The organism is Pseudomonas sp. HN11 (genome assembly GCF_021390155.1).
In the GTDB taxonomy this organism is placed as follows: domain Bacteria; phylum Pseudomonadota; class Gammaproteobacteria; order Pseudomonadales; family Pseudomonadaceae; genus Aquipseudomonas.
Map to the genome: position 1 here is coordinate 2,875,181 of NZ_CP089985.1, position 23,531 is coordinate 2,898,711.

21 protein-coding genes are annotated in these 23,531 nt (G+C 60.5%); 8 read left to right on the forward strand and 13 right to left on the reverse strand.

All coding sequences use genetic code 11. The annotated features are described in order from the left end of the window. Positions 1-113: 113 nt before the first annotated feature. Positions 114-1,229, reverse strand: coding sequence for a Gfo/Idh/MocA family protein (locus LVW35_RS13015; RefSeq protein WP_233896036.1), 1,116 nt, complete (start codon positions 1,227-1,229; stop codon positions 114-116). A gap of 306 nt (positions 1,230-1,535) precedes the next feature. Between LVW35_RS13015 and LVW35_RS13020 the strand changes: the two genes are divergently transcribed. The 6 genes from LVW35_RS13020 to LVW35_RS28925 all read left to right on the forward strand — a co-directional run bounded on the left by LVW35_RS13020 (position 1,536) and on the right by LVW35_RS28925 (position 7,126). Continuing rightward, on the forward strand, positions 1,536-2,576 hold the full coding sequence (locus LVW35_RS13020) for a WD40/YVTN/BNR-like repeat-containing protein (protein WP_233896464.1): 1,041 nt from the start codon (positions 1,536-1,538) through the stop codon (positions 2,574-2,576). Positions 2,577-2,592: 16 nt separating this feature from the next. Next, positions 2,593-4,968, forward strand: a complete 2,376-nt coding sequence (locus tag LVW35_RS13025; protein ID WP_233896038.1) for an efflux RND transporter permease subunit — start codon at positions 2,593-2,595, stop codon at positions 4,966-4,968. Positions 4,969-5,046: 78 nt separating this feature from the next. Continuing rightward, the gene (locus LVW35_RS13030) at positions 5,047-5,343 is read left to right on the forward strand and encodes a DUF5629 family protein (protein ID WP_233896039.1); all 297 of its coding nucleotides are present in this window, start codon (positions 5,047-5,049) and stop codon (positions 5,341-5,343) included. Beyond that, complete coding sequence (locus LVW35_RS13035; protein WP_233896040.1) at positions 5,330-6,505, forward strand: lactonase family protein; 1,176 nt, start codon at positions 5,330-5,332, stop codon at positions 6,503-6,505. Before LVW35_RS13030 ends, LVW35_RS13035 begins: the two co-directional genes overlap by 14 nt. Before the next feature lie 156 nt (positions 6,506-6,661). After that, positions 6,662-6,841 carry a hypothetical protein gene (locus LVW35_RS13040; protein ID WP_016980181.1) on the forward strand — a complete coding sequence of 60 codons (180 nt, stop codon included), beginning with the start codon at positions 6,662-6,664 and terminating at the stop codon, positions 6,839-6,841. A 159-nt stretch (positions 6,842-7,000) separates the two neighbouring features. After that, positions 7,001-7,126: a hypothetical protein gene (locus tag LVW35_RS28925; protein ID WP_267924900.1), complete on the forward strand. Its 126-nt coding sequence runs from the start codon at positions 7,001-7,003 to the stop codon at positions 7,124-7,126. 46 nt (positions 7,127-7,172) lie between these two features. Here LVW35_RS28925 and LVW35_RS13045 read toward each other — a convergent pair whose 3' ends face one another. The 4 genes from LVW35_RS13045 to LVW35_RS13060 form a co-directional block, all read right to left on the reverse strand. Further along, positions 7,173-7,766: a glutathione S-transferase gene (locus tag LVW35_RS13045; protein ID WP_233896041.1), complete on the reverse strand. Its 594-nt coding sequence runs from the start codon at positions 7,764-7,766 to the stop codon at positions 7,173-7,175. Next, positions 7,763-11,401 (reverse strand): AAA family ATPase, encoded by a 3,639-nt coding sequence (locus LVW35_RS13050; RefSeq protein ID WP_233896042.1) that lies wholly within the window; start codon positions 11,399-11,401, stop codon positions 7,763-7,765. The genes LVW35_RS13045 and LVW35_RS13050 overlap by 4 nt, the downstream gene beginning before the upstream one ends. Beyond that, positions 11,398-12,639 (reverse strand): exonuclease SbcCD subunit D C-terminal domain-containing protein, encoded by a 1,242-nt coding sequence (locus tag LVW35_RS13055; protein ID WP_233896043.1) that lies wholly within the window; start codon positions 12,637-12,639, stop codon positions 11,398-11,400. Before LVW35_RS13055 ends, LVW35_RS13050 begins: the two co-directional genes overlap by 4 nt. An 82-nt stretch (positions 12,640-12,721) precedes the next feature. Beyond that, positions 12,722-12,955, reverse strand: a complete 234-nt coding sequence (locus tag LVW35_RS13060) for a DUF6124 family protein (RefSeq protein ID WP_233896044.1) — start codon at positions 12,953-12,955, stop codon at positions 12,722-12,724. 442 nt (positions 12,956-13,397) lie between these two features. Between LVW35_RS13060 and LVW35_RS13065 the strand changes: the two genes are divergently transcribed. Then, positions 13,398-13,670 carry a CopG family ribbon-helix-helix protein gene (locus LVW35_RS13065; RefSeq protein ID WP_122728231.1) on the forward strand — a complete coding sequence of 91 codons (273 nt, stop codon included), beginning with the start codon at positions 13,398-13,400 and terminating at the stop codon, positions 13,668-13,670. Beyond that, positions 13,670-13,945 (forward strand): type II toxin-antitoxin system RelE/ParE family toxin, encoded by a 276-nt coding sequence (locus LVW35_RS13070; protein WP_122728229.1) that lies wholly within the window; start codon positions 13,670-13,672, stop codon positions 13,943-13,945. Before LVW35_RS13065 ends, LVW35_RS13070 begins: the two co-directional genes overlap by 1 nt. Before the next feature lie 79 nt (positions 13,946-14,024). On the opposite strand, the gene LVW35_RS13075 is transcribed toward LVW35_RS13070, so the two are convergent. The 8 genes from LVW35_RS13075 to LVW35_RS13110 all read right to left on the reverse strand — a co-directional run bounded on the left by LVW35_RS13075 (position 14,025) and on the right by LVW35_RS13110 (position 23,166). Further along, positions 14,025-15,665: a BatD family protein gene (locus tag LVW35_RS13075; protein ID WP_233896045.1), complete on the reverse strand. Its 1,641-nt coding sequence runs from the start codon at positions 15,663-15,665 to the stop codon at positions 14,025-14,027. Beyond that, on the reverse strand, positions 15,662-17,398 hold the full coding sequence (locus tag LVW35_RS13080) for a tetratricopeptide repeat protein (RefSeq protein WP_233896047.1): 1,737 nt from the start codon (positions 17,396-17,398) through the stop codon (positions 15,662-15,664). Before LVW35_RS13080 ends, LVW35_RS13075 begins: the two co-directional genes overlap by 4 nt. Next, positions 17,395-18,483 carry a vWA domain-containing protein gene (locus tag LVW35_RS13085; RefSeq protein WP_233896050.1) on the reverse strand — a complete coding sequence of 363 codons (1,089 nt, stop codon included), beginning with the start codon at positions 18,481-18,483 and terminating at the stop codon, positions 17,395-17,397. The genes LVW35_RS13080 and LVW35_RS13085 overlap by 4 nt, the downstream gene beginning before the upstream one ends. Further along, a complete protein-coding gene (locus tag LVW35_RS13090) occupies positions 18,476-18,970 on the reverse strand; it encodes a DUF4381 domain-containing protein (RefSeq protein ID WP_233896052.1) in 495 nt (164 codons plus the stop codon). The genes LVW35_RS13085 and LVW35_RS13090 overlap by 8 nt, the downstream gene beginning before the upstream one ends. Beyond that, entirely contained in the window at positions 18,967-19,899 is a 933-nt protein-coding gene (locus tag LVW35_RS13095; RefSeq protein ID WP_233896054.1) for a DUF58 domain-containing protein, read from the reverse strand. Before LVW35_RS13095 ends, LVW35_RS13090 begins: the two co-directional genes overlap by 4 nt. A gap of 5 nt (positions 19,900-19,904) precedes the next feature. Continuing rightward, on the reverse strand, positions 19,905-20,864 hold the full coding sequence (locus LVW35_RS13100; protein WP_003174327.1) for an AAA family ATPase: 960 nt from the start codon (positions 20,862-20,864) through the stop codon (positions 19,905-19,907). Between the two features lie 147 nt (positions 20,865-21,011). Next, positions 21,012-21,362 carry a hypothetical protein gene (locus LVW35_RS13105; RefSeq protein WP_233896056.1) on the reverse strand — a complete coding sequence of 117 codons (351 nt, stop codon included), beginning with the start codon at positions 21,360-21,362 and terminating at the stop codon, positions 21,012-21,014. A gap of 103 nt (positions 21,363-21,465) precedes the next feature. Continuing rightward, positions 21,466-23,166, reverse strand: a complete 1,701-nt coding sequence (locus LVW35_RS13110) for a dermonecrotic toxin domain-containing protein (protein WP_233896058.1) — start codon at positions 23,164-23,166, stop codon at positions 21,466-21,468. Between the last annotated feature and the right edge of the window lie 365 nt (positions 23,167-23,531).

Below are 23,531 nucleotides of genomic sequence, written 5' to 3' on the forward strand. Positions count from 1 at the left end.
CTTACGGCTTAGGTGAGTCAATGTGGGAGCGGGCTTGCTCGCGAATGCGGAGTGTCAGTGCATGAATCTGGCGACTGACGCACTGCATTCGCGAGCAAGCCCGCTCCCACGGTTTAGACCGTGCCCACTTGTACCCAGCGTTCTTCACGGGCTGCCACGCGAATCGCCGTCGCCAACCGCTCCACCTCCCACGCCCCCTCGAAGTCCGTGCCATCCGCACCTTGACCGGCCAGCGCCAGAATCAACTCCTGCACCTCCAGTGTCTTCAACTCGTTGTACCCCAACTGATGGCCCGCCGCTGGGCTGAACGCTGCATAACCGGGCAGGGCAGGGCCTGCGAGCAGACGTTGGAATCCGTCCTGGCCCACGCGACAGACCTGCAATTCATTCAACCGCTCCTGATCGAACGCCAAGGTGCCTTGGGTCCCGCTGATCTCGAAATTCAGGTGATTTTTGTACCCCTGCTTGAGCCAACTGCTGCTCACCGTCCCGCGCGCGCCATTGGCGAAGCGCAGCAGGGCGTGCACCTGATCATCCACCGCGATGGGTTTGTGCTCCGAGCTACCTTTGACGGACGGTCGCTGGGCGTGGACGGTCTGGGTATCGGCGCACACACTGACCACATCACCCACCAGATAACGCGCCATAGACAGCAAGTGGCTGCCCAGGTCCGCCAGGGCGCCGCCGGCATGCTCGACTTCGCAACGCCACGACCATGGCGAGGCCGGGTCGGCCATGAAGTCTTCGCTGAACTCGCCCTGGAAGCTGATGATTTCGCCCAGTTCGCCCTTGGCAATCATTTGCCGCGCCAGCGTAATCATCGGGTTGTGCTGGTAGTTGTAACCCACCCGTGTCACTACGCCTGCCTTACTGGCGGCGCGGCGCATGGCGTCGGCTTGTTCCAGGCTCACGGCCAGAGGTTTTTCGCAATATACCGCCTTGCCTGCGGCGATGGCCGCCATGGCCATGGGGTAGTGCAAATGGTTGGGGGTGGTGATGGCTACTACATCGACGTTGGGATTATCGATCAACGCCTGCCAGTCGCCATGGGCCTGTGCAAATCCCCAGGCGGTGGCGCAGCGCTGTGCGCGTTCGGTGTCGGCATCGGCCAGTGCCGCCAGCTTCAGGTGTGCCGGCAGTTCGAATACCGCGCGAGCGTTATTAAAGGCCAAGGCGTGGGCGCGTCCCATGAAGCCTGTGCCGATCAAGCCGATTCCGAGTTCACGCATCGCCGTGGTCCTTTGGATTATTGTTTTCAGAAGGGCTATTAATGGAATAAAAATTCCCTAAATTCAATAGATAGAATAAAAATTCATAAGGGTTACGATGATCACCCCGGCGAATGCAACTATATTCAGGCTCTGACGAAAGGGCGTCAGTTAACAAAAGATAACGTAGCGCCGATTGTCAGACGATTCGAAAGCCCGATAGGATGGCCCCTGCTTCCTCCAGGCGCTCTAGATTGCAGGTTTCAAGGCCCCGGAAGGCAGCGATAACAATAATAAATGGGAGAAAGGTCTATGAGTGAGCCTGTCATGGGGTGGGTTGTCTGCCGCCCACGCGCCGCACGCAGGGTTGCGATGCTGGCCGCAGCGCTCTCGCTGTTTGGACTGGGGGTGACGGCGGCCGCGTTGTCGACCTCTGTCCAGGCCGCCGGTGATACCTCGTTTGCGATTGAATCCCCCAAGGCCGCCAAAGGCCTGATGATCGATGTTGTCCGCGCGGGCAAACGCCTGGTGGCGGTCGGTGATCGCGGGCACATCCTCTATTCCGATGACCAGGGCAGCACCTGGACCCAAGCCAAAGTCCCCACCCGGCAGTTGCTCACGGCGGTGTTTTTCGTCGATGACAAGAGAGGCTGGGCGGTGGGCCACGATGCGCAAATTCTTGCCAGCTCCGATGGCGGCGCCACCTGGAGCCAGCAATACCAGGATCTCAAGCGCGAAGCCCCGTTGCTCGACGTATGGTTCAACGACGCCAACCACGGGCTGGCCGTCGGTGCCTACGGTGCGTTGGTCGAAACCACCGACGGCGGCAAGACCTGGGAGGACGTCAGCGACCGCCTCGACAACGAAGACCAATACCATCTCAACGCCATCGCCCGTATCAAGGGCGCTGGCCTGCTTATCGTCGGTGAGCAGGGCAGCATGTTCCGCTCCAGCGACGACGGCCAGACCTGGGAAAAGCTTGAAGGCCCCTACGAGGGTTCGCTGTTTGGCGTGATCAGCACGGCGCAGCCGCAAACCCTGCTGGCGTATGGGTTGCGCGGCAACCTGTACCGCTCCACGGATTTCGGCAGCACCTGGGAGCAAGTTGAGCTGAACGCCGCGCGGGGAGCGCTGGAGTTTGGTTTGTCCGGAGCGACGTTGTTGGATGACGGTTCGATTGTTGTCGTCGGCAACGGTGGCAGCGTGGTGGTCAGCCATGACGACGGCGTGACATTCAGCGTGTTCAACCGTCCGGACCGCATTTCCCTTTCGTCCGTCACGGCGGCCGGCAATGGCAACTTGATTCTGGCCGGGCAGGGTGGCGTGCGTGTTGCCACGCCAACTGGCGCTGAACCGACAAAACAATAAGAAGGGCGGGGATAGAATGAGCAGTCATCACAACGATAAAGCGACCTTTCTTGAGCGCCTGATCTTCAACAACCGCCCGGCAGTGATCGTGATCTGCCTGCTGGTGAGCATTTTCCTGTTCTGGCAGGCGACGTTGATTCGCCCGTCCACCAGCTTTGAAAAAATGATCCCCCTCAAGCACCCCTTCATCGAGAAGATGATGGAGCACCGCAATGACCTGGCGAACCTGGGCAACACGGTGCGCATCTCGGTGGAGGCCAAGGACGGCGACATCTTTACCCAGTCATACATGGAAACCCTGCGGCAGATCAACGACGAGGTGTTCTACATTTCCGGCGTCGACCGCTCGGGCCTCAAGTCGCTGTGGAGCCCCAGCGTGCGCTGGACCGAAGTGACCGAAGAAGGTTTTGCCGGCGGTGAAGTGATCCCGCAAAGCTACAACGGCTCGCCTGAAAGCCTCGATCAGCTGCGCAACAACGTGCTCAAGTCTGGCCAGGTCGGGCGCCTGGTGGCCAACGATTTCAAGTCGAGCATCGTCGACATCCCGCTGCTGGAGTCCTACCCGGACCCGCAGGACCAGGGCAAGTTGCTGGCCCTGGACTACCGCAAGTTCTCCCATGAGCTTGAAGACAAGATCCGCACCAAATTCCAGGAGCAGAATCCCAACGTCCAGATTCATATCGTCGGTTTCGCCAAGAAAGTCGGCGACCTGATCGATGGCCTGATCATGGTGGTGCTGTTCTTCGGCGTGGCCTTCGGCATCACCCTGGTCCTGCTGCTGTGGTTCACCAACTGCCTGCGCAGCACCATTGCGGTGTTGAGCACCACCCTGGTGGCGGTGGTCTGGCAACTGGGCCTGATGCATGCCGCCGGGTTCGGGCTGGATCCCTACTCGATGCTGGTGCCGTTCCTGATCTTCGCCATCGGTATTTCCCACGGCGTACAGAAGATCAACGGTATCGCCCTGCAATCCAGCGAAGCGGACAACGCACTGACCGCGGCGCGCCGCACCTTCCGCCAACTGTTTCTGCCAGGGATGATCGCGATTCTCGCCGACGCGGTGGGCTTTATCACGCTGTTGATCATAGACATTGGCGTGATCCGCGAACTGGCCATCGGCGCCTCTATCGGCGTGGCGGTGATCGTGTTCACCAACCTCATCCTCCTGCCAGTGGCGATTTCCTACGTCGGTATCAGCAAACGCGCGATTGCCAAGAGCAAGAAAGACGCGAACCGCGAGCATCCGTTCTGGCGCCTGCTGTCGAAATTCGCCAGCCCGAAAGTCGCGCCAGTCTCGATCTTCCTGGCCCTGATCGCCTTTGGTGGTGGCCTCTGGTACAGCCAGAACCTCAAGATCGGCGACCTCGACCAAGGCGCGCCGGAACTGCGCCCGGACTCGCGCTACAACAAAGACAACAACTTCATCATCAGCAACTACTCCACCAGCTCCGACGTGTTGGTGGTGATGGTCAAGACCAAGGCCGAAGGCTGCTCGCGTTATGAAGCCATGGCGCCCATCGACCAGTTGATGTGGAAGATGCAGAACACCGAGGGCGTGCAGTCGGCGATCTCGCTGGTTACCGTGTCCAAGCAGATGATCAAGGGCATGAACGAGGGCAACCTGAAATGGGAAACGCTGTCGCGTAACCCGGATGTACTGAACAACTCCATCGCCCGCGCCGATGGGCTGTACAACAATACCTGCTCGCTGGCACCGGTGCTGGTGTTCCTCAACGACCACAAGGCCGAAACCCTCGACCGCGCGGTGCATGCGGTGCAGGACTTCGCCAAGGAAAACAACAAGGACGGCCTGGAGTTCATCCTCGCCGCCGGTAACGCCGGGATCGAGGCCGCCACCAACGAGGTGATCAAGGAATCGGAACTGACCATCCTGATCCTGGTGTACCTGTGCGTGGCGACCATGTGCATGATTACCTTCCGCTCCTGGGCGGCGACCCTGTGCATCGTGCTGCCGCTGGTCCTGACCTCGGTGCTGGGCAACGCGCTGATGGCGTTCATGGGCATCGGCGTGAAGGTCGCGACCTTGCCGGTGGTGGCGTTGGGCGTGGGGATTGGCGTGGACTACGGCATCTACATCTACAGCCGCCTGGAGAGTTTCCTGCGTGCCGGGTTGCCGTTGCAAGAGGCCTACTATCAGACGCTCAAGTCCACCGGTAAGGCCGTGCTGTTCACCGGCCTGTGCCTGGCGATTGGCGTGTGCACCTGGATCTTCTCGGCCATCAAGTTCCAGGCCGACATGGGCCTGATGCTGACCTTCATGCTGTTGTGGAACATGTTTGGTGCGTTGTGGCTGCTGCCGGCGCTGGCGCGTTTCCTGATCAAACCCGAGAAACTGGCAGGGCAGAAGGGCAACTCACTCTTCGCGCATTGATCGATTAGACCATTGCCGCAAGGCACCGCGGGGGAATTGACCTATCATGTGTCTTTTCCCCCGCAGTGACTTCACATCATGACCGATTCGCAACCCAACCTGAGCACCGCCCTGACCGACAGCGACATGCTGATCATCAACGGACTGCATGCCTTCGACTTCACGTTCGACCAGCACTTGCTGATCGAAAGCATGGATGGCCGGGAACTCAAGCGTTGGATGTTCAGTCCAGAACAACTGAGCGCCGCCACCTTTGATGACAGCTTGCAAAGCTGGCTCTTGCGCAACGAAGACGGTGAACACCGTCTGGTCTGCCTGAACGCGATCAAGGGCGACAACAATAACGATGAGGATGAAGCGGATGATGATGCGTAAATTCTGGCCTTTGCTGATTGCCGGCAGCGTAGGCGCCATGTCGGTGCAAGCCGCGCCGGCCGACACTTATGAACTGCTGGTGGGCAGCTACACCGCTGGCAGCAGCGAAGGTATTTACCGCCTGCAGTTCGATAGCCGAACCGGTAAGTTCCAGGGCCGGCCAGTGCTGGCCGCCAAAGCGGCGAACCCGTCCTGGCTGACGGTTTCCAAGGACCAGAAGCATCTGTTTGTGGTCAACGAGAACGGTCCAGGCCAGAAAGACCCGGTCGGGCGTGTGAGCAGCTACAGCATCGACCCGCAGAATCATCAGCTGACCCTGATCAATCAAGTGCAGAGCCTGGGCAACGAACCGACCCATTCCAGCGTGGCCGCCGATGGGCGCTACCTGTTCGTGGCCAACTATTCGGTACTGGAAGACCCGGGCGGAAGCCTGGCGGTGTTGCCGGTGGATGCCACGGGCAAGCTGTCAGCGCCGGTGCAACTGAGCGGGCACCCGGCCAGTCGTATCAACCCTGAACGCCAGGCATCCAATCACGTGCATTCGGTGGTCTCGTCGCCGGATGGCAAATACGTGTTTGTGCAGGACCTGGGCGCGGACAAGGTGTTTGCCTACCACTACGATCCGAAGGCCAACCCTGAGCTGCCAGTGACCCCGGCCAGTCCCGCCTCGGTGCAATTACCGCCCGGCAGTGGCCCGCGTCATTTGTTGTTCAGCGCCGATGGCAAGCATGCCTGGCTGACCACCGAGATGAGCGCGCAGGTCGCCGTGTTCGACTACAAAGACGGCCAACTGACCCAAACCCAGCTGGTGGACTTCGCCGCCGGGCAACCGGTGGCCGATAAGGCCGGCGCCGCGCTGCACGCCTCCAGCGATGGCAAATTCCTGTACGTGAGCAACCGTGGCACGGCCAATCAACTGCTGGTATTCAGCATCGACCCGGCCACCGCGCACCTCAAGGAACTGCAACGCCGTTCCGTGGAAGGTGACCATCCGCGCGAGTTCAGCCTGGACCCGAGCGGCAAGTTTTTGCTGATCGCCAACCAGAAAAGCAACGAAATCGTGGTGGTCGAACGCGACCCCAAAACCGGCCTGCTGGGTAAAACCGTGCAGAAATTGCCGATCGATGCGCCCAGCGACCTCAAATTCCTGCTGCGTCAATAAGCCACAGGCCCCGCAATGCGGGGCCTGAGCCTTTGTATTAATTCTATTAATAGCGGCTAATGTTTCAAAGCATTTCTAAGGCTTAGCCCTCGGGCGTAAGTTTGGTTCCAAGGCCTTCCCCGGCCACTCAACCAAACGAACACAAGGGTTACCGACATGAATCTGAATCTCTTCTCCATCATCGCCGCATCCGCTGTTTCCGCCACCGTTGCCCTGCCAGCTGCGGCCAGCGTGGAAGTCTCCGGCAAAAAATCCAGCACCAGCGCTTACACCCAGAAATACCTGCAACAGAGCGCCAACTTCTACGCTGCACTGGATCACAAAACCCAGCAATAACCCGCGCAACAGCAGACGCCAAACCACTGGAACGAAGCCAGGCTTGTTCCAGTGGTTTGGCGTTTGTGCAGGTGCGAAAGAAAAATGATTGATATCACATTGCCATGTGTTTAAATTTGACGCTCAACTTTTGACGCCTTTCTACCTGGAATCGACAGCATGGCAATCCGACTCGCCGCACTCATTCTGGCCCTCTATTCCACTCCCATCTTGTCTTCCGTGCATTTGCCGGACGGTGAGCCTGAGATTGCCCGCGAGCGATTACTGAACCTGGTTGAGGGCTAATGGTGGTGAGCGGCCTTTCTGCGGTGAGCGGGCTCACCACAGTTAATTAATGTTTTGCCATCACCGCAATAAACAGCGGCGACTGCAGAAACTGCTGCAACCACTGCTGCAACCGGGGATACGGTGCACCGGCAAACCACTCCCGATCCACATGGGCAAACTGTCGCACAAACGGCGCGAGGGCCATGTCCGTCATACTCGGGTGATCGGCCAGCAAATGGGCGCGACCCGCCAGCAAACCCTCTAGCTTCTGCAAGAACACCTCTGCCTCGGCCCGATACTGTTCCATGGGATGTTCCGGGTAGCGCTCGGCGTATTTGTATCGATTCAAGTGATACTTGAAGCCTTGGTCGTTCTCGGCAATCAACGCCAGTACCGCCGGGTCACCCTGCAGCAACCAATCATCAGGATCATGCTGCGCTAGCGCCCATTGCATGATCGCCAGGCTTTCATCGATCACCTCGCCATTCACACTCAGCACCGGCACTGTGCCCTTGGGTGACAACGCCAGCATCTCGGCCGGCTTGGCTTTCAGGCTGACTTCAATGACGCGCACGGGCACGCCGCTGTAGCACAGGGCCAGACGCGCCCGCATGGCATACGGGCAGCGCCGGAACGAATACAACAGCGCCTCGCTCACTTGACCTCCAGGGTGCTCAAGCCATTACCTTGGCGTTTGACCTGGATTTGCACCGGAATACGTTCGTGCATTTCCTGCACGTGGGAGATCACTGCAACCTTACGGCCCTGAGCCTGCAAGCCATCCAGCGCGTCCATGGCCAATTGCAGGGATTCCGGGTCCAGGCTGCCGAAGCCTTCGTCGATAAACAGCGACTCAATCTTCAACGTGCTCGACGCCATCGATGCCAGGCCCAGCGCCAACGCCAGGGATACCAGGAACGTTTCGCCGCCGGACAATGAATGCACCGAGCGCAGTTCGTCGCCCATTTCCGTGTCCATCACCAACAGGCCGAGCATGCTGCCGCCGCGCTTGAGGCGGTAGCGCCGCACCAACTGACGCAGTTGCACATTGGCGTGGTGCACCAGCAGATCGAGGTTGTAGGCTTGGGCGATCTTGCGGAAAGTGTCACCGGTGGCCGAGCCGATCAGTGCATTGAGGCGAGCCCAACGCTGCCACTCGTCATACGCCTTGGCAATCTGCTCGGCGAAGGCCTTATTGGCCTCCTGGCGGCGCTGGTCTTCGGATTGGCGCGCGCGCAATTCGGCGCAGTGTTTCTCGCTCTCGGCCAGTTGTTGATTGAGCGTGGCCAAGGTGCTGTCCAGCTCCTCGGCTGCGAGGTTGCCATTGTGCAGGGCCTGGTGATCGGCGAGGCGCTGTTCGCGCTCTTGCAACAGCACCTTGGCCTGTTCGACGGTTTTTTCGCTGTGCTGCAGCTGTTGGCGCAATTGGCTGACCTGAGCGTCATCGTAGGCCAGCAAGCGGGTAAGGCCAGCGTCATCGAGTTCCGGATGCAAGGCGCGCCATTCGCGGATACGCGTGGCGAGGGCATATTGTTCGGCCTGCAACGCCTGTTCGCGTTCCTGCTGGGCCTTGAGGTCGGCGGCCAGTTGGATCAGGGCGTTATGGATTTCTTGCAGTTGTTTGTTGGCGTCGGTTTCGCTTTGGCGTGACTGGGTCACGGCTTGGTCCAGCTGCTGTTGCCAGTATTCGGCGCTGGTGTGTTCACCGAGCAACGCGCTGAGTTTTGCCTGGGCCGCTTGCTGTTGGGTCGCCAGCTCGGTGACCTGCTGGAGCAGGGCGTCGAGCTGTTGTTGACGATGCTGCTGGTGAGACTGTTCTTTCTCGATCGCCTGTCGGCGTTCTTGTTGTTCGGCCAGCTCATCGCGTTGATGGCCCAGCTGTTCCAGGCGCTGGCTGACCTGCTGGTCCAGCCGCATGAAGGTGGCGGCCGGCTCGGTGCGCAGACCTTCCAGGGTTTGTGCGGGTAGCAGGCTGGCGAAGGCGTTCAGCTCCTGGTCGAGGCGTTCGCGGTCACTGGCCAGCTCGCGTTGCTGGTCAACCAGCAATTGACGGGCCTGCTGGCTCGCTTCCTGGGCGGCTTGCAGTTGTTGCTGCAGGCGCCCGACGTTTTGTTGCAGGTTGAGCAGGGCGCCTTGGCGTTGCTCGTCCTGGGCGATGCTTTGGCTCAGTTGGCCCAGTTGCTGTTCAAGCCAGGCGCTGCGTTTGGCAGGTTCCTGATTGAGCAACGATGCGGTCAGCGGATGCGCATCCAGGCTTGGCTTGAGCGCTTGCTGTTGGGTCGCCAGGTGTTCCTGCTGTTGCAGGTATTCCTTCTGCTGGGCGATCAAACCGCCCACTTCGCCACGCAACTCGGTGAGTTTTTCCTTGAGGCTATCTACGGCTTTCTGCGCGGTGGCTTCTTCGTTTTCGTCATGACGACCGAGGCTTTGCAGCAGCGCTTCGGGCTGGTGGTAGGGGTGTTCGTGGCTGCCGCACACCGGGCAGGGCTGGTCGTCTTGCAACTGCTCGCGCAACTCCTCGACGCTGGCGCTGCGGGCCAGGCGCTGACGTTCCAGCAATTGTTTGGTCACGCTCAGCGTCTGTTCGGCAACGGTCAGCTCGGCCTTGGTTTGCAGGCCTGTCTGGTTGAGCTGCTCGCGTTGCTGTTGGGCATCGGTGAGCTTTTGCGTCAGCGCAGCGGCTTGCTGGTCCAGCTGTTGCTGGTTGTCCCACAGACGCGTCAGGTCTTCGAAGGCGCGTTGTTGTTTGCGATTGTCTTGCAGCAGGCTCGCCAGCAATTGGATCTGCTCGGCCACTGCATGGGGCTCGGCACCGGCCTCTTGATACAGCAGGTCCAGGGCTTCGCGTTGCTGGGTGAACTGCTCGGCGGCGCTGGTCGCACGTTGCTCCAGTTGCGGCAGTTCGGCCTGACCTTTATTCAGGCGATTGCCGATCAGCGTCAGCTGTTGCAGGCGGTCGCGGTAGGCGGTCCAGGCATCGCTCAACGGTGCCAGCGCCGCGCTGCGCTCAAGCTCGGTCGCAAGGCGTTGGAGGCGCTCAGCGACGTGGCTTTGTTTTTCCAGCAGACCATTGAGCAGCGCTTGGCCTTCGATGCAGGCGCTTTCGTGCTGCTGTTTGTCCTCGGTGCGCTTGGCCAACTCCTTGGTCAAGTGGGCGAGGGTGCTTTGTTCTTCGAACGCCTGGCGCAGCAAAGGTACGGCATCGGCCTGGTTTTGCAGGGCTTCAGCCAACGCGGTTTGCGCGTTGGTTTGTTGTTGCTGGGCCTGATCCTGGCGGACATGCAACTCGGTTTGTTGCCGGGTATGCGACTGGATCTGCGCAGCCAACGGGGCCAGCAGTGTGCCGATTTCCGCCTGGCGCACGAACAGATGACGCTGCGGCGCCAACTGTTCCAGGCGGTTCAGGTCCTGGCGTTGCGCGTCCTGGTTATTCCATTCGGCCTGCGCCTGCTTTAGCTGTTCGGTCGCGGCCAGTTGGCGTTCTTGCCATTCGCGCAGTTCCTTGAGCCAAGTGTGCTGAAGCTCAAGCTGTTTGAGCTGGGCTTGCTGAGTCTTGAGTTGTTGTTGTGCCGCGTCGAATTGCTGGTCCAGCTCAGCACGGGCTTCTGGGGCCAGTGGCACCACGCCAGTGGCCTGGTCCTGCAACTGCTTGTGCGCATCCCTGGCCTCTTTGGCCTTGTCGAAGGCACGTCGGCCGAGCTGAGTGTACAAGGCCGTGTCGGTGAGCTTTTCCAGCAGTTCGCTGCGCTCGTTATCGTTAGCCTTGAGGAAGGCGCTGAACTCACTTTGCGCGAGCAACACGGCGCGGGTGAACTGTTCGAAGTTCAGACCAAGGGCCAGCTCCAGCTGGGTTTTGTATTCGGTTTTCTGGCTGGCCAGCAGTTGGTCGCTGTCCAGGTCGATCAGACTCTGGCGGCTGTTCTGCAACTTGCCGCTGGCCTTGTCGCGGGCGCGATTGGCTTCCCAGCGCGCGCGATAGCGACGTCCACTGACGCCGACGAAGTCCACTTCGGCATAACCGCCACCGGTCCCACGTCGCAGCAGGGTGCGCGGGTCTGCGATGGAAATGTCGCTGTCGGCATCCGGCATCTTCGCCTGGCCGGTGTCGCCCAGGCGCGGCACGGCGCCGAACAACGCCAGGCACAAGGCATCGAGCAGGGTACTTTTACCGGCGCCGGTCGGCCCGGTGATCGCAAACAGCCCGGCACTGGCCAGCGGCTCTGCGGTGAAGTCGATCTCGAACGGGCCGGCCAGTGAAGCCAGGTTTTTCAGGCGGATGGCGAGGATCTTCATGGCTGCTCGCCCTCCTGTTGCACTTCCTGGAGCAGCACGGCGAAGTCCTTCAAGGTCTGTTCATCCACTTCACTGCCATAACTGTCCTGCCAGGCGCGGCTGAACAGCTCCTGGGGTGTGAGTTGGTCGAGTTCGACCAGGCGGTCGTCGTCTTCGTCCTCGCGGTTGCCTTTACCCGCGTATTCAGCAGCGATGCGCACCAGGCGCACCGCCTTGCCTTGAAGGGCGCTTTCGATCTGCTGGCGCAGATCGGGTTGCGGCTCGTCGAGGCGTACGCGTACTTCCAACCAGGGATGACGCTGGGTTTCGGCCAGCAGGTCGACGTCCGGCAACTCGCCCAAGGCCTTGAGGATATCGGCCAGGGGCGCCGCCTCCAGGCGTTGCAGATCGACCGAGCGCGGAATCAGCAGCGGCTCGACATTCACCAGGCATTGGCCCTGAAATGTCACGTCGAGGATTTGATGCTTGTAGCCGATTTCGGAAAACGACAGCGGAATCGGCGAACCGCTGTAGCGAATGCGTTCTTCGCCATTGACCTTTTGCGGCTTGTGCAAATGACCGAGGGCAACGTAAGCGACACTCCGATCAAACAGGCTGGCCGGCAGCGCCTCGGCATTGCCGATGATCAGGCTGCGCTCGGAGTCTTCCGACACCGATCCACCGGCCATGTGCGCATGGCTGATGGCAATCAGCGCCTGGCCTTTTTTGCGCTTGGCGTTGGCGGCGGCAATCAGCCATTCATGCACCTGGCCGATGCCGCGCAGGTAGTCGTCACCCAGGTGTGCACCGGTGACTTCCGCCGGACGCAGGAACGGCAGCGCCAGGCACCAGGCGGCAATCTTGCCTTTGGCATCCGGTAGGGGAATCAGCAGGCGTTCGGCGTCGAGTTGGCCGTCATCCAGCCACAGCACCCGGCCCAGCGCATGGGTACGCAGGCGGCGCATCAACGGCGCGGGCAGTTCGATACGCGAGCCGGAGTCGTGGTTGCCGGCGATCATCACAATCGTCAGTTTCGGGTTTTGTTCGTGGGCGCTGATGATGAAGTCATACAGCCGCTCCTGGGCTTTGAGCGGCGGGTTGACGGTGTCAAAGATATCGCCGGCGATGAGCAGTGCATCCGGGCTATGGGTTTTGAGTTGACCCAGCAGCCATTCGAGGAAACAGGCGTGTTCGAAGTCGCGTTCCTGGCCGTGAAGGTTTTGGCCCAGGTGCCAGTCGGAGGTATGAAACAGACGCAAGGCGAACTCCGTTGAAGAGATGAAAAGGAGGGGAGTTTACCCTGTAAACCTGTGGGAGGGGACAAGCTCCCTCCCACACCGGTCAGGCGGTATGCAGGCAGTCCAGCGCTCGGTCGGCGAGGGTTTTGGCGCTGTTGATCAAGTGCTCGGTGGCGCCGGCCATGTGGCGCTGATCACTGCTTAGCGTTTGGGTGGTGCCAGCGGCGGTTGCGGCGGCGCAGCGCAGCAGGTCGCAGATCTGGGCAAGCGCGTCTTCGAAGCTGAGGTCGTGGTGCACTGTGAAGGTGGGCGGTGGGTCGGGGACGATTTTGTTCATGAATGGATCTCCTGACAAAGTTGGGAGCCATTCTTTTGGCGATCTCACTCGACAAAAGGTGGCAGCTATGTGCGGGGTGAGATTACCGGGCAGGAGCAACCGGTCGGACCGAAGTCCGCCCGCACACAGCCGCCATAAAGCATGTTGCTCGCGGTTGTGGCGCTTGGCTTCCTGTTCACAGGATCTCACCCCTGATCGCTGTTATGCAGCGACGGAGCGAAGGCTAGCCAGTGAAGTGAGCAGGCGCAAGGCCGTGGGATTGTCTAGGAAACTTCCTGCAAATTAAAGCGATATGGATTGCTGGCCTTTAACAACCCTTGTCTAGCAGGAAATGATTGAGGTAGTGACCAGGCTCGACAAGGGCGATTGATGTTGTACAGTTAGTTGTTATGATTAATTTTGATTAAAATTGCTGCACTGTACCCGTCAGGAGTCATCCCACATGGCCACCCCCTCTAAAACCAGATCTGTCACCGCGCACGTGCCCGAGCAACTGGCCCAAAAGGTCGATTTGATGGCAGAGCGTCTGGAACGCTCCAGAAACTGGATCGTCAAGCAGGCGCTGTCTGCCTGGATTGACCAGGAAGAAGAGCGTAGTCGTCTGACCCGCGAGGCCTTGGCCGATGTTGACGCTGGCCGCGTGATTGACCACCAGGCAGTCCAGGCCTGGGCTGATAGCCTCAGCGGCGATGCGCCATTGCCGGTGCCGCGCTGATGGAGTTGAAGTGGACGGCCAAAGCGCTTTCCGACCTCGCCCGACTGTATGAGTTTCTAGCATTGGTCAATCAACCCGCCGCTGCACGAACGGTGCAGCAACTTACCGCTGCGCCCATGACGCTGCTCGCTAACCCTCGTATCGGCGAACGCTTGGAAGAGTTCGAGCCCAGGGATGTGCGCAGGATTCAGATCGGTCATTACGAAATGCGTTACGAGATAGTGGGTTCCACTGTCTATCTGTTGCGCCTGTGGCATACCCGAGAGGATCGGTAGCTTATCGATCAAACGCTGATCCCCTGTGGGACCAGCCAAGCCAGCCCCACAGGGTTTTGTGGTGTTGGTTGGATCCGCGTTACTTGGGATAGAGCGGCGGCAAGCTGGTGGTATCCGCCGCCGGATCTTGCTCGCGATCTGCCACCGGAATGGCTTTTACCGCACGCCACAGGTCTTCACCCAGCCAGAAATGCCCACTCTCGCTATACAGCGCGCCATTCAACCCATCAAGCGCATCCGACAACGGCACAAACCGCGCCGCCATATCCGCGAGCGTTTCCGGCTGCTGCCGCGCCCAGGCGTCGAGGGCCTGGCGGGTGGCTTGCGGGTCGTTGGCCTGGGTGGCGCGTTTGAGGTCGTCGAGCAACGTGCGCGGGCTCGGGCCGGTTTGCGCGGCACGCAACACGGCCGGTTGCCGACGTGCGCGCCACCACAAGCCAAAACCCAGCAGGGTGGTGCAGGCGAGCAACAGCGTGCTGAGCTGCCACAACCACAGGTGGTTGTCGTCAGGGGCGGTGATCACGGTGGGCGTGGCGGGGGTGTCGACTGCCAGGCTGGGGTTGATGGCGACCTGCACGGTGCGCGCGGGCAAGCTGGTGCGCTCCAGGTGATCCTCGTGGGTGTTCCACCACACTACCTCCACGGCGGGCAGCTCCAGGCTGCCGGCGCGGGTGGGCACCAGGGCTTCGCGGTCTTCGCGGCTACCGATCAGGCCACGGTCGTTGGTCTGGTTGCCGAGCACCGGCTGGTCCGGGTAGCGACGCAGTCCGTTGATGTCGGTGCTGGGCAGGGCCGGCAGTTGGGCGCTGGACAGGCCTTCGGCCTTGACCGTGAGGCTGCGGGTCAGGGAGTCGCCGACCTGCACATGTTCCGGTTCCGGGTTCCAGTTTTCGCTCAGGGTCAGGCTGCGTGCCGGCAGCCACGGCGTATCGGCGGGATACAGCGTCGGTTTGGGTTTGACCACCAGTGGCAGCTCTGCGGAACTCACGTGGATCAACTTACCGGGCTTGGTGCCTTGCAGGGTGTTTTCCTGGGGCGGGCGCGATTCTACCAGTGTCGCGCTGAAGGTCTGCGCCGGAATCGCCAGGGTGCCGCTGTGCTGCGGATAGATCGCGTAGCGGGTCTCGATCACGCCATGGCGGATGCTGTTGATGACCTTTTCGTAGGTGCGTGACTCACCCAACTGCTCCACACGCGCATCGGCGATCTGCAGGGGCGTGAGGCTGCTGTCGTCATACAGCGACACCGAGTGATAGACGCGCACGGTCAACAGCGCCTGGGCCTGGACGTAGACGCTGGCCTGGTCGAGATTGGCCTCGACAAACACCGGCGCCAGCTCGGCGGCGATGTTCTGGCTGGCGGTCTCCACCACTTGCAGGCTGATCGGTTGGGTCTTGTAGTCGCCCACCTGCAGGGGCGGGATGACCACTGTGCCGTTTTCCTTGGGCAATAAGGTGATGATCCAGCGCGTGGTGGCGTGGTTGTCGCCGCCCAGGGTGGTGAGCTGGTTGATCTGGCGCGTGCCGCTGACTTCGAATTGCTCATCCAGCGGCGACAGGTCCGGCTTGCCGAACTGCGTGACATCGCTGGATTCCACCGTCAGTTCCACCGTTTCCCCGGAGTTGACGCGGCTGCGGTCGACGCTGGCGGTCAGGGTCGCCGCCTGGGCGTCGCCTGCCGAGAGGGCGAGCAGGAGCAAAAGGGTGGTGCGGCGGCTCATCGAGTCTTGTCCTGATGTTGTTGCTGTTCGTACCAGAATTTGCGGCGCAGCAGCTCGCCGGGATTATCCGGGATCTCCTGCAGCCATTGCTCCAGGGCCTGGCGGTGTTCACCGTCGAGGCTGGCGTCATTGGGGCGCAGCGGCGGGGTGGTGGTTTGTTCGTCGCCCAGTTCGCTGCCCGGTACTTCGTTGCCTGCGGTTTGCGGTGTCTTGCCGGGTTGGGTGTCGTCAGTACCGGCTCCCTGGCCCTGGGACGATGGCTCGCCCCCCGTAGCATTTTGCCCGCTGGCGCCCGGTTGCGCAGTTTGGCCGGGTTGGGTGGTTTCGTCATCTTCGTTTTTTGCAGGCCCGGTTGGTTCCGGTTGTGACTGTTCCTGCATCAGGGTTTCCACTATCGCCTTGTTTTTCAGGGCCGGTTGCAGGTCGGGCTGGGCTTCGAGGGCCTGTTCGTAGGCATCGATGGCGGCTTCCAGCTCGCCGGATTTGGCCAGGGCATTACCCCGATTGTAGTGAGCGTAGGCGTCATTGCCTTCGGCAAACAGCTTGATGGCCTCTGCATAGTTGCCCGCTTCGTACAAAGCCACGCCTTTCCACTGCGGGTCTTCGAAGTGTTCGGCGGCTTCGGCGGGGCGTTTTTTCTTCAGCAGGTACTGGCCTTGCTGGTCGGGACGCAGCCACAAATCCTGCAGGTCGAACGCGTAGCTGGGCTGCGGCGCGCTCAATAACAGCAACGGCAGGCAGAACAACCAGCCGCGCCGCGCCGCACAAGCTGCGAGCAGCAACAGGGGCAAGAGCAGCCAGTAACCCTGGTCGGCCCAAGTGTCGAGGTGCAGCAATTGGCCGTCATTGCGCAAGGTTTGCGGCGGGTCGAGCACGCCGAGTTGGCGCAAGTCCTTGTCGTCCAGGCGCGCGGCACGGTAGCGGCCGCCCATCTCACTGGCGAAGGCCTTGAGTGTCGGGCTGTCGAGGCGCGGCACCAGAATCGCGCCTTGTTCATCCTTGAGGAACTCGCCGCTTTCCTGAGTGACTGGCGTACCTTCGCGGCTGCCGATGCCGAGGATCGACAGGGTGGGCGATTGTGCGTTTTGCAGTAGCAAGCGAATGCCCTGGCGTTCCTGTTTGGACAGCGAGGAACCCATCAGCAGCAGGCGACCCTGGCCGAGGCCGCTTTGCTTGAGCAGGCCGAGGGCTTTCTCGACGGCCAGGTCGGCGCGGTGACCGGCCTCGGGCATGATCGACGGGCGCAGGGCGTCCAGCAGGTTGCGGCTGGTGGCCAGGTCGTCCGACAGCGGCACCAGGGTGTGGGCGCTGCCGGCATACACGACGATGGCGGTTTGCGCATCGGTGCGCGCCTGCAACAAGTCGTACAGTTTGCGCCGTGCCTGCTCCAGACGGTTGGGCGGGCTGTCGGTGGCGAGCATTTCCGGGGTCAGTTCCAGCAGCACCACCAAAGGATCGGAGGGCTTCTGGCTGGATTGTTCAACCCGCTGCCAACTGGGACCGAGTAACGCCAGCACGGCCAATAGCCAGGCAATGCCCAGCACTACCCACGGCGATTTACTCTCACGGCCGTTGCCACCACTGAGCAGCACGGCGTGAAAGGCCGGCGGCAGGATCATCTGCCAGCGCCCGGCACGCTTTTGCCGATGCCACAGGTGCCACAGCAACCAGCCGAGCAACGGCAGCAGCAACAACCACCAGGGACGGAACCAGTGTGGCCACAGGTCGATCATCGACGCCTCCGCAAACGCAGGCGTTTGAGGCGCTGGCGCCATTCCGGGTGCTGTTGCAGGAAAATCCTCTTGCTCGACAATTTGTTGAACAGCCGTTGCAGCGCGTTGTTCGGCCAGCGTTCTTGAATCACCAGCAACATGCTCAGCACCAAAGCGAGGGCCAGCGGGGCGCTGTACAACGCCAGGGCGGGACGCGCTTGCGTCGGTTGCTGTTCAACCGGCTCGAGTTTATCGAGGGTCTCTTTGATCGCTTGCAGCTCATCGCCATCGCGGGCCCGGAAGTACTGGCCGTTGGTGGCCTCGGCGATGGCCTTGAGCGCTGGTTCGTCGAGGTCCAGGCTCGGGTTTACGCCCAGGATGCCCAGTGAACCGGTTTGTTCCGGATCGGCGCCGATGCCGATCGGGTAGATCTTCACACCTTCTTCAGCAGCCAGACGCGCGGCGGTCAACGGGTCGATCTGCCCGGCATTATTGGCACCGTCAGTGACCAGAACCAGCACGCGGCTCTGTGCGGGGCGCTGGCGCAGGCGTTTCAGGGCCAGGCCGATGGCGTCGCCAATCGCGGTGTTCTTGCCGGCAATGCCGATGCGCGCTTCATCCAGCCAGGTGCGCACGGTGCGGCGATCAAAAGTCAGCGGCGCTTGCAGGTAGGCCTGGCTGCCGAACAGGATCAGGCCCACGCGATCACCTTCGCGCCCCTCCAGAAAATCGCCGAGCAGGTGCTTGACCAGGCTCAAGCGGCTAACATCTTCGTCCTGCCAGTTCATGTCGGGGAAATCCATCGACCCCGACACGTCAACCGCTACCAGCAGGTCGCGGCCGCTGGCGGCGATGGGCAGTGGTTCTGCGAGCCATTCCGGCCGTGCCGCAGCAGTCAGCAGCAGCAACCACAGCACCACGAATGGCGCTTGTTGGCGCCAGCCGGGCAGGTTGACGCGGGCGCGGCGACGGGCCAGGCCTTCGAGGTCGTTGAGGTAGCTGACTTTCAACGCGGGCTCACCGCTGTCGGCGGCCGGTAGCACAAGGCGCATCAACCACGGCAAGGGCAACAGGGCGAAGATCCACGGCCAGGCGAACTCAAACATGTTTGCGAATCCAGGTGTCGACGGCCTGGGTCAGACCGGCGATGGCCTTGTCGTCGAGCTTGCATTCGGGTTTGTAGGCGCCTTCTACCAATACCATCCAACGCGTGAGGCCGGCAGCGGGGCAGCGGTTGTCGAGGAACGCCAGCCATTTGCGGCCATTGAGGGTGTGGCTCTGGCTGTAGGGGTAGTCGTTGCGGCACAGGCGCTTGAGCAGGCCATTGAGCTGTTGCAGCCAGGCACCGGCGGGCGCGCCATCGTAAGGCTTGGGCATCAATGCCAGCTCTGCCAGGGCAGCGATGCGCAGCGGATCCAGCGGTTGTTCGGCGCGGGCGATGGGGCGGCGGGTCGGCAGAAAACGGCGCAGTGACCACAGGCCCCAGCCGAGCAGTGGAATCATCAGCAGCAACAGCCACCAGCCCGGCGCAGGCGGCCAGAAGCCGATGGCGGGCGGCGCGATCAGCGGTTGCAGTTGGTCAAGGCTGCTCATTGTTTTTTAACCGGGCGTTGCGGGTTGAGGTATTCGCGCAGTTGCTCGACCATTTCGCTCTGGGTGCTCAGGGGCATCAACAGCACACGCAGTTTCTGGGCGAGCAGTTCCCAGCGGGCAATGCGCGTTTCGGCCTGGGCCTTGTAGGCCTGGCGCAGATCGAAATTCAGCGTGTCCAGCTCCAGCTGGGCGCCGCGTTCGGCGAAGCGCAACAGCCCGGCGGCGGGCAGGGCGTGGTCGAGCGGATCGGAAATCGGTAGCAGCAACAAATCGCAATGTCGCGAGAGTAAGCTCAGCTGTTGCTCGGCGCTCTCAGTCAGCGCACGTTCATCGCAGATCACAATCACCAGGCTGCCGGGGCGCAGCACTTCGCGGCCACGGCGCAGGGCCATGCCGAGGGCGTCAGCTTCGGGGCGGCTTTCGGTGCTCAGGCTCTGGTTGACGCGCACCAGGCGGTTGAGCAATTGCAGCAGGCTTTGCTTGCTGCGGCGCGGCTTGATTTCGTAGTGCTCGCTGTCGCCGAACACCAGACCGCCCACGCGGTCGTTGTGCCCGAGCGCGGCCCAGCCGATCAGGCTGGCGGCCTGTGCGGCCAGCACCGACTTGAACATCTGCCCCGAGCCGAAAAACAGCCGGCAACTTTGTTCCACCATGATGAAGATCGGCCGTTCGCGTTCTTCATGGAACAGTTTGGTGTGCGGCTCCTGGGTGCGTGCCGTCACACGCCAGTCGATGGTGCGCACGTCGTCCCCGGCCTGGTACACGCGCACCTGATCGAAATCCACACCACGCCCGCGCAACTTGGAGTGATGCAAGCCGATCAACGGGCTGCGTTGGCTTGGCGTGGAAAACAGCTGCACTTCGCGCACGCGATGGCGCATCTCGATCAATTCGCTGAGCGTGACGCGGATTCCTGCGCTGGCGTTCATGGGTTTCAAGCGACGGCAACGACGTCGAGAATGCGTTGCACCACACGGTCCTGATCAATGCCGGCGGCTTCGGCCTCGAACGACAGAATGATGCGATGGCGCAGCACGTCGAACAGCACCGCCTGGATGTCTTCCGGGCTGACGAAGTCGCGACCGGCCAGCCAGGCATGGGCGCGGGCGCAGCGGTCGAGGGCGATGGAGCCGCGAGGACTGGCGCCGTAGGCGATCCACTCGGCCATTTCCGGGTCAAATTTGGCCGGGGTGCGCGTGGCCATCACCAGTTGCACCAGGTATTCCTCCACCGCGTCGGCCATGTACAGGCCGAGGATTTCCTTGCGTGCGGCGAAGATCGCCTGCTGGCTGACGCGGCGCTCCGGCTTGGTTTCGCCGTTGAGCGCTTCGCCACGCGCCTGTTGCAGGATGCGTCGCTCGACGGCGGCGTCCGGGAAGCCGATTTTCACATGCATCAAGAAACGGTCGAGCTGGGCTTCGGGCAGCGGGTAGGTGCCTTCCTGCTCGATAGGGTTTTGCGTGGCCATCACCAGGAACAGTGGCGACAGGTCATAGGTGCTGCGTCCGACGCTGACCTGGCGCTCGGCCATGGCCTCCAGCAGCGCCGACTGCACCTTGGCCGGGGCGCGGTTGATTTCGTCCGCCAGCACCAGGTTGTGGAAGATCGGCCCCTGTTGGAACACGAAGCTGCCGGTTTCCGGGCGATAGATCTCGGTACCGGTGATGTCGGCGGGCAACAGGTCGGGGGTGAACTGGATACGATGGAACTGCGCCTCGATGCCTTCGGCCAACTCTTTGATGGCCTTGGTCTTGGCCAGGCCCGGCGCGCCTTCCACCAGCATATGGCCGTCGGCGAGCAAGGCGATCAACAGGCGATCGATGAGTTTTTCCTGGCCGAGAATCTGCGTAGAAAGAAAGGTTCGCAGCGCAAGCAGCGCTTCACGATGTTCCATCGATGACGGTTCCTGGAGAGATGAGCCCGGTGGTCGAGAAAAAAACGCCGGGCTTGGGAGGCTTACTTTAATGCATCGAAGGGGGTGGCGACTAACCGCGTAACGGGTATTTTTGGCAAAACTTGTAGGAATTTTGTGTGGGGGGCATCAAGCGCGGACGTAGGTGCCAGTGCCTTTGAGGATGTTTTGCAGGGTTTGCTCAACCTCGGCCATATCCGACGCGGCCGTGGTGTGGGTGATCTCAAGGTGATCCTTGCCGCCCAGTGCATCCGCATCACCCGCTGCCAGCTCGACCCGCAGGGTGGTGTCACTCAGCGTGACCTTTAGCCCATCCAGGGTTGACGGCTCGTAATCCCAGGTCAGCTCCACTTCGTCCTCATCCGGGTAACGGGTGAGCATGAACATCTCGCCGTTCTTGCCGTGGCAGCAGAGCATGGCCATGTTGTCTTCTTCTTCATCGCACGGGTTGACGATCAAGTGGGCAGTGGTGAGTTGCATGGGCGGTCCTGTCTACGGGTGGGGGGGCGCAATTCTGCCATTGCTCATGCTTTTTTGCCGCTTCAACTGACGTTCGCGTGAGTGGCCGTCCCTGGCCAATGGCTCAGGCCTTGAATACAAAGCTCTTGATGGCTCCCGAAACAGGCGTGAAGGCTCTGCCGAAACCCTCGCTGAATATAGGCTTGGCGGTATTGAATGCCCCGCTGAAAATACGCTCGGTGGCGCCCGGCCGTTTGTTGATCTTATCATCGATGCCGATACCGACTTCCGTCGCACCGATACCAATGCTCGCTGCCGTGAGTATTGCACCGACTGGAGGGTAGGCCAGGCCAAGGGGGGCGAGAACCAATAAACCGTAAGAGGCAATCTTCAACCAATTTACCGCTGCGTTTTTTTTGTGGTCGCTATTGAGTACGAATCGCTGAGCTGTCGCTGCTTTGGCTGCCTTCTCTGTGCGCTGTTGAAGTTCTTCAAAGGGATTACCCTTGATCTTTTCTCCGCCAAACACGCCGCCCTCGTTCCAAAAGCCAAGCTTCTCCTGGGTCTCTTCCGATACATACTGATTCAGTTGCTTGGTCATAAAGTCAATCCGCGCATCAGCGCCAAGGGTCACGCCCCCAAGCCATCCTGCAACGGGGCCGGTAGAGGGACGATCCTCGGGCCGGAACTGAATTTTGAGTGCTTCGGCTTTGTCAGGGGCCTTCAATTGTTCCCCCAGCCATCGATTCATGGCTTCAACCGAGTCAAAACCCTGCAGTGGGGGCATGTGGCCGGGAATATATAAAAGGGTCCGTTGAGTTATTTTGTCGCGTGTGTAGAACATTCTCGATTTAAAGCCATTGAACGTGAGAAATTTGGTTTCCAGATTCGGGTCGGCTTTATAAGGTTGTTTCAAGTCGTCGGGTGTTGCACTCAGATAAGTTTTATCCGCGGGCAGGCCTGCTACGGCCATGGCAATTTTTCTGTCGTTTTCGGTCAAGGATTGGTTGTGGTGTTGTATATGCGCGCCCGTCAAGTACGCGACTGTCGCCGTGGACGTAAAGTCAGCGCGTGTATTAGCGTTCCAATACTGGTTCAAATAACTGTCGTACGGTTTTTTATAGGCGTTGTCCCAAACCATTTCTTTGAATGCTTTCGGGTCTATCGGAACATGGTTGCTGAGATCATAGATGTCGGGCGCCCCTGGATAAGGCTCGATGTAAATGCCGTGGGTCCATTTGTTATAGGTGATATTTTCTGGGGTTGTGTAGCTTCCGTCAGCGTTTGGGGGGCCGGTATGCCTCGACTTTTCGTCTATCTTGATCGGAGGGGGGCCGTCACGGTATTCGCTCCTGGAGTCCGGGCCGCTGAAATAGGGCAGTTTAATGTCCTGGATATTGAGCCGGGCCGCTTCGGTTAACGATATTTTTTGAGTGATGACGCCTTTGTTGGGTTCCTTATCACTCTTGTGGTTGAAAACGATAGTTACCAAAAAGGTCTTGTCGGGATCAATGTTGGTAATTCCGAATGTTTCCTCGATATGGGCTTTTACCTGTTCTGAGGTGATCTCATTATCTGTTTTCATCGGCGTATAGTTTCTGGCGAGATTGTCTAGCCCTTTATTGCGTTTTACCGGTTCTTGAAAGCAGGTTTTAGAGGTTCCTTCTGGGGAGAGAACAGCCTTTGTTTGCGCCTGAGGGGGCAGGTCGTTCACCCCGCTATGGAGCGTATTCTGAGTTTTTGCATCATCGCTTGCCTTTGCTTGGGTGGCAGTTGGGAGGGCTGGAGTCTGCGGCGGGTTAGAGGCTGACGATGCAATGTACATATAGACGTCTCGGGAACGAATAGAGATCTTTCTTGAAGTAACTGAAACCCTTATTGACGCCCTATTCGGTGGGCGGACCCTAAATAATAGTTCCATTGCGCGTGTGAGATATCGGATTTCGAACACGCAGTAGAACTGGCATCTACTCAAGTCTTTCGAGCTTGGTTGCTCCTCGTGCAACCCACGCTTGCGTGCTGTTGACCGAATATGTCGCAGTGCAGCAAGCAGCTGGCTTCCTACACTCGTTAAGCTGCGCAACGGATGTGCATGAGCCTGGCGCCTGACCTGCCCGTCGTTCCGTCACCCGGCAAGGTGCGCATCTTATGGACGTTGTATGTGACCTCATTGTCTTGTCCAGCTTCACC